This window comes from Streptomyces longispororuber (assembly GCF_024448165.1).
Classification (GTDB): Bacteria; Actinomycetota; Actinomycetes; order Streptomycetales; family Streptomycetaceae; genus Streptomyces; species Streptomyces longispororuber_A.
Genome location: NZ_JAMOLN010000298.1, coordinates 1 through 9,605, shown reverse-complemented (window position 1 = coordinate 9,605; position 9,605 = coordinate 1). Strand labels below are relative to the sequence as shown.

The following is a 9,605-nucleotide window of genomic DNA, read 5'->3' as shown; positions in this document are numbered from 1 at the left end:
CCGTTCCTCAGACGCCCACCCCGGCCCGGTCCCGCCCCCGCGCGGCCGCGCCCGGCATCGCGGGATGCAGGCCCAGCAGGATGACGCCGGCCACGATCCCGGCCAGCCCCGCCGCCTCCCACGCCAACGCCCCCACATCCGTACGCAACCGGTCCCCGAGGAACCCCACACCGCACGCGATCCCCGCGAGGGGCTGCGCGGCGGTGAGCGCGGGCAGCGACATCCGCAGCGGCGCCGTCTCGAACGCGCTCTGCACCAGGACCAGACCGGTCACCCCGAGCACGACCACCGCGTACGGCTGCCACCCGGTGAACAGCGTCGTCCAGCCCCCGGCCGACAGCCGCTGCCCGCTCACCCGGGTCAGCGCGTCCTGCACCCCGTACAGCAGGCCCGCCGCCACCGCGAGCAGCACCGGGCCCGCGATCAGCCGCGAGCGCTTCGCGAAACCGGCGAGCAGCAGGGCGGTGCCGACCATCACGCCGATGATCAGCCAGTGCCGCAGCGGATCGGCGACCGCGCTGCCGCCGCGCGGCTGACCGGCCACGATGAACGCCGTCACGCCGCCCGCGAGCAGCAGCAGTCCGCCCCAGCCCTGGCGGCCGAGCGGCTGTCTCGTCTGGCGGCGGGACAGGGCGAGGGCGAAGAGCAGGTTCGTGGCGAGGAGCGGTTCGACGAGGGTCACCTCGCCCCCGCCGAGCGCGATCGCGCCGAGGATCATGCCGCACACCATGAGCCCTATCCCGGCGAGCCAGCGCGGCACCCGCACCAGATCGAGCAGCAGTCGCGGGGAGAGGAAGTCGCCGAGCGGGGCACGGGCCGCCGCGTTCTGCTGGAGGACGAATCCGACGCCCAGACAGAACGCCGCGCTCACGGCGAGGACGAGAACGAGAACCGACACGCTGCGCACCTCGGACGGCTGCTGGACTTGCAGAGGGTGGGTACCGCCGACGATAGCGCCCCGCGGCACACCCCGCTCCACGGGCGACCGGACCCGTACGGCCGAGACGGGACCGCAATGTACTCGTGTCACACGGGCAACGCCGCTGGTGGCGGCGGCGGGTGAGGTGACATCTGGATGAACTCGAAGGATTCGGGGTCGAGTTGGTGAAGTCCGTCACCTGATCACCCTTGACGCGGAGCACCCCGTACCGCTTTGCTGTGCGTGATCATTCGCGCCCCGGCCGCAGTGTCGCGCCGTCGCCGCACGCACGTGCACCTTCGTCTCTGAAAAGTCGTAGAGGAACCGCCGCGGTGTCCCCACCCCCGCCTCCGCTCGGGCGCCCCCGCAAGAAGGCCGCACTCTCCTCGAACTTCGGCGACCCCGCACTCGACGACACCGACCTCGTCGCCGCCAGGGCCGCCCTTGCCCAGGGCCGCTGGACCGAGGCCAGGGAACTGCTCGCCGCCACCGGGGACGACTGGGACCGCCGCGGCCACCGCGTCATGGGGCTCGCGCAGGAACCCACCGCGAGTGCCTGGGTCCGCGACTGGCGCCTCGTCGAACCCGAGTCCACGGACGCCGTCGTGCTGCTCGCCTGCGCCTCCGTGCACCGCGCCGTGGCCGGCAAGATGCGCCCCGACAAGGCCCGCGACGCCTGCCTCGACGCCACCGCCCTGGTGCCCGACGACCCGACCCCCTGGCTCGGACTGCTGCTCCTGGAGCGGGAGTTGGGGCGCGAGGAGGACGTCGTCCGGCTCTTCGACGAGGTACGGCACCGGCATCCGGGACACCACCACGCCCACCACCTGATGGTGGCCAGGCTCGCCGAGCGGCGCCCCGGCGCGGGCCAGGACCCGCTGCACGAGGTGTACGACTTCGCGGCCTGGGCTGCCGAACAGGCGCCGCCCGGCTCGCCGTTGGCGGTCCTCCCGGTCGTCGCGCACGCCGAGCGCTACCGCGTCCTCGCCAGGGCGGGCAGCGAACCGGACGACCCCAAGGCGTCCGGGCACTGGACCGGGCGGCGCGCCCGCCTCGTCATGAAGGCCGCGTTCGACTGGTGGCTGGAGTGGGGCGACCCGCACGACCGGGCCGGGGTCACCCACCCGCGCGGCCGCATCGACCTCAACTTCCTCGCCCATGCCAAGTACTGCGAGGGCCGCCCCGCCGAGGCGGCCGCCCTGTTCCACCGCATCGGCACCTACGTCACGGCGGCGCCCTGGTCGTACCCCGACCGGGACCCGTACGAAGCCTTCCGCGCCGCGCGCAGTGCCGCGCTCGGCTCTGCCTAGACCACATGAGGGGATCAAGCTCCATGACCACGAGCGAGAGCAGACCGGCCACGGCGGAGCCGGGCATCAACACCTATGTGGGGGAGGAGAGCGCGCTGCGCGCCGGGCGCCTGGGCACGACGGGGCTGCTCCTGTCCGTGCTCGCCGCGACCGGGCCCCTGATGGTCGTGGCCGGGGTGATGCCGACGACGTTCGCGGTGATGGGCGTGGTCGGCCAGCCGCTGCTCTTCCTCATCCTCGGCGTCGTGCTCACCCTGTTCAGCGTCGGCTACGCGGAGATGAGCCGGCACGTGCACAACGCCGGCGCGTTCTACGCCTACATATCCCGGGGCCTCGGCCCGACCACCGGCGCCGCCGCGGCCCTCGTCGCGCTCGTCGCCTACAGCGCCCTCCAGGTCGGCATCTACGGCATGTTCGGCTTCGAGGTCGCCGGACTCGCCCAGCAGTACCTGGACGTCGAACTCGCCTGGTGGATCCCGGCGTTGCTGGCCGTCGTCGCCGTCGGAGTGCTCGCCCTGCTGAAGATCGACGTGAACGCCAAGGTCCTCGGCGTGCTGCTGCTCATCGAGGTCGCCGTCGTGGTCGTCTTCGACATCGCGGCGATCGGCGACCCGGGCAGCCAGGGCCTGTCCCTGCACGCCTTCAACCCCGAGACGCTCTCCGGGGTCGGCCTCGGCACGGCCCTGTGCTTCTGCATCGCCGCCTTCACCGGCTTCGAGCAGGCGCCGGTCTACGCGGAGGAGACCAGCCGCCCGCACATCCTCGTCCCGCGCGTCATGTTCCTCGCGGTCGGCGGCGTCGCCGTCTTCTTCGCGATCAGCTCGTGGGCACTGACCGTGGCCACCGGGCCCGCCGGGATCGTCGGCGCCGCCCAGAAGCAGTCAGCCGGCCTGCTGTTCGGCCTCACCGAGGACCGGCTCGGCGGCACCTTCACCGATGTCGTCCACGTGCTCTTCGTGACCGGCATGTTCGCGGCGCTGCTCAGCTTCCACAACGTCGTCGCACGGTACGCGTTCGCGATGGGCCGCGAGGGGCTGCTGCCCGCCACGTTCGGCCGCACCCACAGCGGGAGCGGGGCGCCGGGCACCGGTTCGGTGCTCCAGTCGGTGATCTCGCTGCTCGTCGTCATCGGGTTCGCCGTCGCGGACGACGGCCCGGCCGGGGACCCGACGGCGCCGGTCCTCCACCTGTTCACGTGGGGCGGCAACGTGGGCGCGCTCGGCGTCATCCTGCTCATGGCCACGGCGTCCCTCGCGGTCATCGTCTTCTTCGCCAAGCGCGGTGCGGCGGGTGCGCAGGCGTGGCGGCTCGTCGCCTCCGGCGTGGCCGGGCTCGCCCTGCTGGTCATCGCGGGCTACACGGTCAAGGACTTCGACGTCCTCGTCGGCTCCGGCCCCGACTCCGCCCTGAACTGGCTGCTCCCCGGCATCATCGTCCTGGCCGCACTCGTGGGTGTCGCCTACAGCCTGATCCTCCGCAGCCGCAACCCCCAGGCCCACGCCCGCATCGGCCTGGGCAACGAGGCGTTCCAACTGGAGAAGAAGGCGAACTAGCCTCCGGCGACCGGGGGGGGCTTGAGTCGGGTGACCCAGGGGAAAAAGTGACGGAAAGCTGACGGTCGGGGCCCAGGACTGGTTCGCGGCCACCCCCTGATGCTCGAATCGAGGGGTGACACCGAAACCCGGGCCCCGGCCCGACACAGAGGGCGGCGCCCCCGTGGGGCGCCGCCTGATCCTGGGCATGGCCGGCGCGGGCGCACTCGGCGTCGCGGCCGCCCCCGCCCTGCAGCGCGTCCTGGAGTCGTTCGCCGCGAAGGACCCCACCGGCGTCAGCGACCTCCTGCCCAACGGCGGCGGCTTCCGCTACTACTCCGTCGCCGCCTCCGTGCCCCACAAGAGCGCCGCCGACTACCGCCTCACCGTCGACGGCCTCGTCGACCGCCCCGCCGGCTACACGCTCCCCGAACTGCGGGCCCTGCCGCAGACCCGCCTCGTCCGCGACGTCCAGTGCGTGACCGGCTGGCGCGTCCCGGCCACCCCGTTCCAGGGCGTGCGGCTCTCCCGGCTCCTGGACGCCGCCGGCGTCCGCCCCTCCGCCCGGGCGGTCCGGCTGACCTGCTTCGACGGCACGTACAGCGAGAGCCTCACCCTCGACCAGGCCCGCCGTCCCGACGTACTGGTGGCGCTGAAGATGCGGGACAAGGACCTCGCGCACGCGCACGGCGGACCGGTGCGCCTCTACGTGGCTCCCATGTACTTCTACAAGTCGGCCAAGTGGCTCTCCGGAATCACCGTCACCGACCACGTGCAGCCGGGCTACTGGGAGCACCGGGGCTACGACGTCGACGCCTGGGTCGGCCGGTCGAACGGGCGCGGCGATGCACCCACCGACTGAACTCGCGGACCGCGTACGGCGGTTCACGCCCGCCGAGCGCTGGGTGCACCGCAGCACCGCCGTCCTCATGGGTGTCTGCGTGGCGACCGCGGCCTGTCTGTACCTTCCGCAGCTCGCCGAACTCGTCGGGCGCCGCGCCCTCGTCGTCACGCTGCACGAGTGGTCGGGACTGCTGCTGCCCGTCCCGTTCCTGGCCGGTCTCGTCTCCCGGGCCTTCCGGGCCGACCTGGGCCGTCTCAACCGGTTCGGCCCGCACGACCGGGCGTGGCTGCGCGCCGTGCTCCGGCGCCGGCCTGGCCGGCCCGCGGGCAAGTTCAACGCCGGGCAGAAGCTGTGGGCGGCCTGGCTCGCGGGCGCCGTCCTCGTCATGCTCGGCACGGGTCTGCTGATGTGGTTCACGCACCTCGCCCCGCTGGCCTGGCGTACCGGCAGCACCTTCGTGCACGACTGGCTGGCGCTCGCCCTCGGCATCGTGATCGCCGGGCACGTCGGCATGGCGGCCGGTGACCCGGAGGCCCGCCGGGGCATGCGCACCGGCCTCGTACGACGCGACTGGGCGCGGCGGGAGCACGGCGAGTGGCTGCCGTGACGACGGCAGTACGCCGTGCTCCCGCAGGTCACCCGGAGGTCACCAGGCGAACGCCTCCGGCGCCGGACCCGGACCGGGGAAGATCTCGTCGAGCGCCGTCAACAGGCTCTCCGGCAGGTCGAGTTCGACCGCCCGCAGCGCCGAGTCCAGCTGCTCCCCGGTGCGCGGGCCGACGATCGGCCCGGTCACCCCGGGACGGCCGAGCAGCCAGGCGAGGGCCACCTCGCCGGGTTCGAGGCCGTGCTCGTCGACGACGTTCTCATACGCCTCGATCTGCGCCCGCACCTTCGCGTCGGCGATGCCGTCGGCGGACCGGCCCATCAGGGTGCGGGAGCCGACGCCCTCGCGCTGCTTGCGCAGGGCGCCGCCGAGCAGGCCCTGGTGGAGCGGCGACCAGGGGATGACCCCGAGGCCGTACTCCTGGGCCGCCGGGATGACCTCCATCTCGGCCCGCCGCTCGAAGAGGTTGTAGAGGCACTGCTCGCTGACGAGACCGACCCGGCCGTGCCGGGCGGCCGTCTCGTTGGCCTGCGCGATCTTGTAGCCGGGGAAGTTCGACGAGCCCGCGTAGAGGATCTTGCCCTGCTGGATCAGGACGTCCATCGCCTGCCAGATCTCGTCGAACGGGGTGTCCCGGTCGACGTGGTGGAACTGGTAGACGTCGATGTGGTCCGTGCCCAGGCGCTTGAGCGAGGCGTCCACGGCGCGGCGGATGCTGACCGCGCTGAGCTTGTAGTGGTTCGGCCACGGCTCCTCGTTGATGGGGCCGCCCGCCATGTTGCCGTAGACCTTGGTGGCGAGGACCACCTTGTCGCGGCGGTCCCCGCCCTGCGCGAACCAGGAGCCGAGGATGCGCTCGGTGGCGCCCCGGTCGTCGGCCGTGCCGTAGATGTTCGCGGTGTCGAAGAAGTTGAGACCCGCGTCGAGCGCGGCGTCCATGAGGGCGTGGCTGCCCTTCTCGTCGGTCTGGCCGCCGAAGTTCATCGTGCCGAGCACGAGCCTGCTGACCTTGAGTCCGGTGCGTCCGAGTTGGGTGTATCGCATGGCCGGTAGTAAACGTGCTGGAGCGCTCTCGAAGTCAAGACCCTTCCGGCGGGGGCGGAGCGCTCAACTCCCGAAGTCCAGCAGCACTTTGCACGCCGCGGAGCGGTCCGCGGCGAGCGCGAACGCCCGCGCCGCGTCGGCCACCGGCACCACCGCGCTGACGAGTCCGGCGAGCGCCGGCTCCCGCGCGAGCAGCGCGATCGCGTCGTCGAACTCGGTGTCGAAGCGGAACGCGCCGCGCAGTTCGATCTCCCGGCTCACCAGCAGGTTCCCGGCGAACGGGCTCTGCCCCGGCGGCAGCATCCCCAGCTGCACCACCACGGCGCCCCGCCGCACCCGGTGCAGACAGGTGTCGAGCCCGGCCGCGACCCCGGACGCCTCGATCGCGAGGTCCGGCGCGTCCGCCTCGTCCGGCCACCCGGGATCGGCCGGGTCGTCGGCCCGTACGAGCGTGTCGGCGCCCGCGACGGCGGCGTACGAGAGGGCCTTCGGCAGCAGGTCCGTCACGGTCACCCGGGCCGCCCCGGCCGCCTTCGCCGCGGCGACGACCAGACAGCCGATCGGTCCCGCCCCGGTCACCAGGACGTGCCGCCCCGCGACGTCCCCGGCCCGGCGCACCGCGTGCAGCGCCACCGACAGGGGTTCGGCGAGGGCGGCGCGGTCCAGCGGGAGACCGTCCGGCAACGCCCTCAACTGGGCGGCGGGGACGACGAGTTCGGCCGCGAAGCCGCCCTGGACGTGCGGGGTGCGGGCTGCGCTGCCCAGATAGCGGGTGTCGCGGCAGATGGAGCGCCGTCCGGCCCGGCACTCCGGGCAGGTGTCGCAGGGGGTCGCCGGGTGCACGGCGACCGGGGTGCCGGGGGCCGGTCCTTCGGTGCCGGGTCCGTGGCCGGCGACCGTGCCGACGACCTCGTGGCCCAGCACCATCGGCTCCGTCAGCCGGAAGTCGCCGACGCCGCCGTGCCGCCAGTAGTGCAGATCGGAGCCGCACACCCCGCCGTACCGGACCGCGACCAGGGCCTCGCCGGGGCCGGGCTCGGGGGAGGGCAGGTCGTCGACGCGCAGATCACCGGCGCCGTGGATCACACAACCGAGCACGGGAACTCCTCCACCGACCACAGACAGACGACTACAGACGACTACAGACGACCACGGACGACTACAGAACGCTGGTCATGCCGCCGTCGACGTACAGCACCTGCCCGCTCACGAAGTCCGCCGCGGGCGACGCCAGGAACAGCACCCCGCCCACCAGGTCCTCGGTGCGGCCCCAGCGTCCGGCCGGGGTGCGGCGGCGCACCCAGGCGCTGAACTCCTCGTCCTCGACGAGGGGCCGGGTGAGCTCGGTCTCGATGTAGCCGGGGCCGAGCCCGTTGACCTGGACGCCCGACGGGCCCCAGTCGGCGCACATGCCCTTGGTGAGCATCTTCAGGGCGCCCTTGGTGGCCGCGTACGGGGCGATGCCCGGGCGGACCACCTCGCTCTGCAGCGAGCAGATGTTGACGATCTTGCCGTGGCCGCGCGCGACCATGCCGCGCGCGGCCTCCCGGGCCACCAGGAACGCGCTCGTCAGATTGGTGTTCAGGATCCGGTGCCAGTCGGCGTCGGTGAACTCCAGGAGCGGGGCGCGCAGTTGCACGCCCGCGTTGTTGACGAGGATGTCGAGCGGGCCGACCCGTTCCTCGACGTCCGCGATCCCGGCGGCCACGGAGGGCCCGTCCGTGACGTCGAACGCCGCGGTGTGCACGGCGCCGGGGGCGCCGCCCAGTTCCCGGGCGGCCTCCTCCAGACGGCCGGTGTCCCGGCCGTTGAGCACCACCGTGCAGCCGGCCTCCAGGAGGCCGCGGGCCAGGGCGAACCCGATCCCGCGGCTCGATCCGGTCACGAGGGCGGTGCGGCCGCCGATGTCGAACAGGGGGTGGCTCATCGGCGTGCTCCTCCTCGTGGTCCGCCGGGTGGGGACAGCAGTTCTAGATGATCACGGACAACAGCAGGACGATGGCTCCCGCGACCACGGAGATGAGCGTCTCCATGACCGACCAGGTCTTCACCGTCTGCCCGACGCTGAGTCCGAAGTACTCCTTGACCAGCCAGAAGCCGGCGTCGTTCACATGGCTGAAGAACAGCGAGCCCGCACCGATCGCGAGGACCAGGAGCGCCGTGTGCGTGTCGGTCATGCCGGCCGCGAGGGGCGCGACCAGACCGGCCGCCGAGACGGTGGCGACCGTCGCCGATCCCGTGGCCAGCCGGATCACGACCGCGATCAGCCAGGCGAGCAGCAGCGTCGGGATCGACCAGTCCTTGGAGATGTCCAGGACCATCTGGCCGACGCCGGAGTCGATGAGGGTCTGCTTGAAGCCGCCGCCCGCGCCGACGATGAGGAGCACGCCCGCGATCGGGGCGAGCGACCGCTCGGTGGTGGCCTGCAGCTTGCCCTTGGTGAAGCCGGCCGCGCCGCCGAGGGTGAACATGCCCACGATGACGGCGGCGAGCAGCGCGATCAGCGGCGAGCCGATCACGTCGAAGACGCGCTGGACGGTGTGCTCGGGGTTGTCCACGATGATGTCGACGAGGGCCTTGGACAGCATCATCACGACCGGGAGCATGATGGTCGCGACGGAGGCGCCGAAGCTCGGGCGCTTCTCCAGCTCGTCCGAGGCGCGCGCCGGGATCATCTTCTCGGGGGCCGGGACGTCCACCCACTTGGCGGCGTACTTCGAGAACACCGGACCGGCGATGATCACCGTCGGGATGGCGACCAGGACGCCGAGCGCGAGCGTGATGCCGAGGTTGGCCTTGACCGCGTCGATCGCGACGAGCGGGCCGGGGTGCGGCGGGATCAGACCGTGCATGACCGACAGGCCGGCGAGGGCCGGGATGCCGATGCGCATCAGCGAGTAGTTGCCGCGCTTGGCGACCATCAGGACGACCGGGATCAGCAGCACGATGCCGACCTCGAAGAACAGCGGCAGTCCGATGATCGAGGCGATCAGGACCATCGCCCAGGGCATCGCCCTGCCGCCGGACTTGCCCGCCCTGGCGAGGATCGTGTCGACGATCTGGTCGGCGCCGCCGGAGTCGGCGAGCAGCTTGCCGAGGATCGCGCCCAGCGCGATCAGGACGCCCACACCGGCGACCGTGGAGCCGAGGCCCGCGGAGAAGCTGGTGATCACCTTGTCGAGCGGCGCCCCGGCGAACGCGCCGAGCGCGAGCGAGCCGATGGTGAGCGCCAGGAAGGCGTGGAGCTTGAACTTCGTGATGAGCAGGACGATGACGGCGATGCCCGCGAGTACGGCGATCCCGAGCTGGGCGTGGCCCGCGGAGGTGATCGGCTCGACGGTGTCCGCTG

The 9,605-nt window shown here is 72.5% G+C and carries 9 protein-coding genes; 4 read left to right on the top strand and 5 right to left on the bottom strand.

All coding sequences use genetic code 11. The features are described 5' to 3' along the window. Positions 1 to 7 precede the first annotated feature (7 nt). A complete protein-coding gene (locus M4J07_RS44300; RefSeq protein ID WP_255982353.1) occupies positions 8 to 898 on the bottom strand; it encodes a DMT family transporter in 891 nt (296 codons plus the stop codon). 353 nt (positions 899 to 1,251) lie between these two features. Here M4J07_RS44300 and M4J07_RS44295 point away from each other — a divergent pair, with 353 nt between their 5' ends. The 4 genes from M4J07_RS44295 (at position 1,252) to M4J07_RS44280 (ending at position 5,212) form a co-directional block, all read left to right on the top strand. After that, positions 1,252 to 2,229 (top strand): hypothetical protein, encoded by a 978-nt coding sequence (locus tag M4J07_RS44295; protein WP_255982351.1) that lies wholly within the window; start codon positions 1,252 to 1,254, stop codon positions 2,227 to 2,229. Between the two features lie 23 nt (positions 2,230 to 2,252). Next, positions 2,253 to 3,782 (top strand): APC family permease, encoded by a 1,530-nt coding sequence (locus M4J07_RS44290; protein WP_255982349.1) that lies wholly within the window; start codon positions 2,253 to 2,255, stop codon positions 3,780 to 3,782. 187 nt (positions 3,783 to 3,969) lie between these two features. Then, positions 3,970 to 4,623 carry a molybdopterin-dependent oxidoreductase gene (locus M4J07_RS44285; RefSeq protein WP_374215192.1) on the top strand — a complete coding sequence of 218 codons (654 nt, stop codon included), beginning with the start codon at positions 3,970 to 3,972 and terminating at the stop codon, positions 4,621 to 4,623. Further along, positions 4,607 to 5,212: a cytochrome b/b6 domain-containing protein gene (locus M4J07_RS44280; RefSeq protein ID WP_255982345.1), complete on the top strand. Its 606-nt coding sequence runs from the start codon at positions 4,607 to 4,609 to the stop codon at positions 5,210 to 5,212. Before M4J07_RS44285 ends, M4J07_RS44280 begins: the two co-directional genes overlap by 17 nt. Before the next feature lie 39 nt (positions 5,213 to 5,251). On the opposite strand, the gene M4J07_RS44275 is transcribed toward M4J07_RS44280, so the two are convergent. From M4J07_RS44275 to M4J07_RS44260, 4 genes are all read right to left on the bottom strand, one after another. Beyond that, on the bottom strand, positions 5,252 to 6,256 hold the full coding sequence (locus M4J07_RS44275) for an aldo/keto reductase (RefSeq protein ID WP_255982343.1): 1,005 nt from the start codon (positions 6,254 to 6,256) through the stop codon (positions 5,252 to 5,254). Positions 6,257 to 6,319: 63 nt separating this feature from the next. Continuing rightward, on the bottom strand, positions 6,320 to 7,354 hold the full coding sequence (locus M4J07_RS44270) for an L-idonate 5-dehydrogenase (RefSeq protein ID WP_255982341.1): 1,035 nt from the start codon (positions 7,352 to 7,354) through the stop codon (positions 6,320 to 6,322). A gap of 61 nt (positions 7,355 to 7,415) precedes the next feature. Then, positions 7,416 to 8,183, bottom strand: coding sequence for an SDR family oxidoreductase (locus tag M4J07_RS44265; protein WP_255982339.1), 768 nt, complete (start codon positions 8,181 to 8,183; stop codon positions 7,416 to 7,418). 43 nt (positions 8,184 to 8,226) lie between these two features. Further along, the coding region (locus M4J07_RS44260; protein WP_255982337.1) for a GntT/GntP/DsdX family permease at positions 8,227 to 9,605 on the bottom strand (1,379 nt) is incomplete at its 5' end.

Bases quoted from the DNA above. Each gene is read 5' to 3' on its own strand.
- M4J07_RS44290 (WP_255982349.1), top strand. From the start codon at position 2,253: ATGACCACGAGCGAGAGCAGACCGGCCACGGCGGAGCCGGGCATCAAC.
- M4J07_RS44285 (WP_374215192.1), top strand. From the start codon at position 3,970: ATGGCCGGCGCGGGCGCACTCGGCGTCGCGGCCGCCCCCGCCCTGCAG.
- M4J07_RS44280 (WP_255982345.1), top strand. From the start codon at position 4,607: ATGCACCCACCGACTGAACTCGCGGACCGCGTACGGCGGTTCACGCCC.
- M4J07_RS44275 (WP_255982343.1), bottom strand. From the start codon at position 6,256: ATGCGATACACCCAACTCGGACGCACCGGACTCAAGGTCAGCAGGCTC.
- M4J07_RS44265 (WP_255982339.1), bottom strand. From the start codon at position 8,183: ATGAGCCACCCCCTGTTCGACATCGGCGGCCGCACCGCCCTCGTGACC.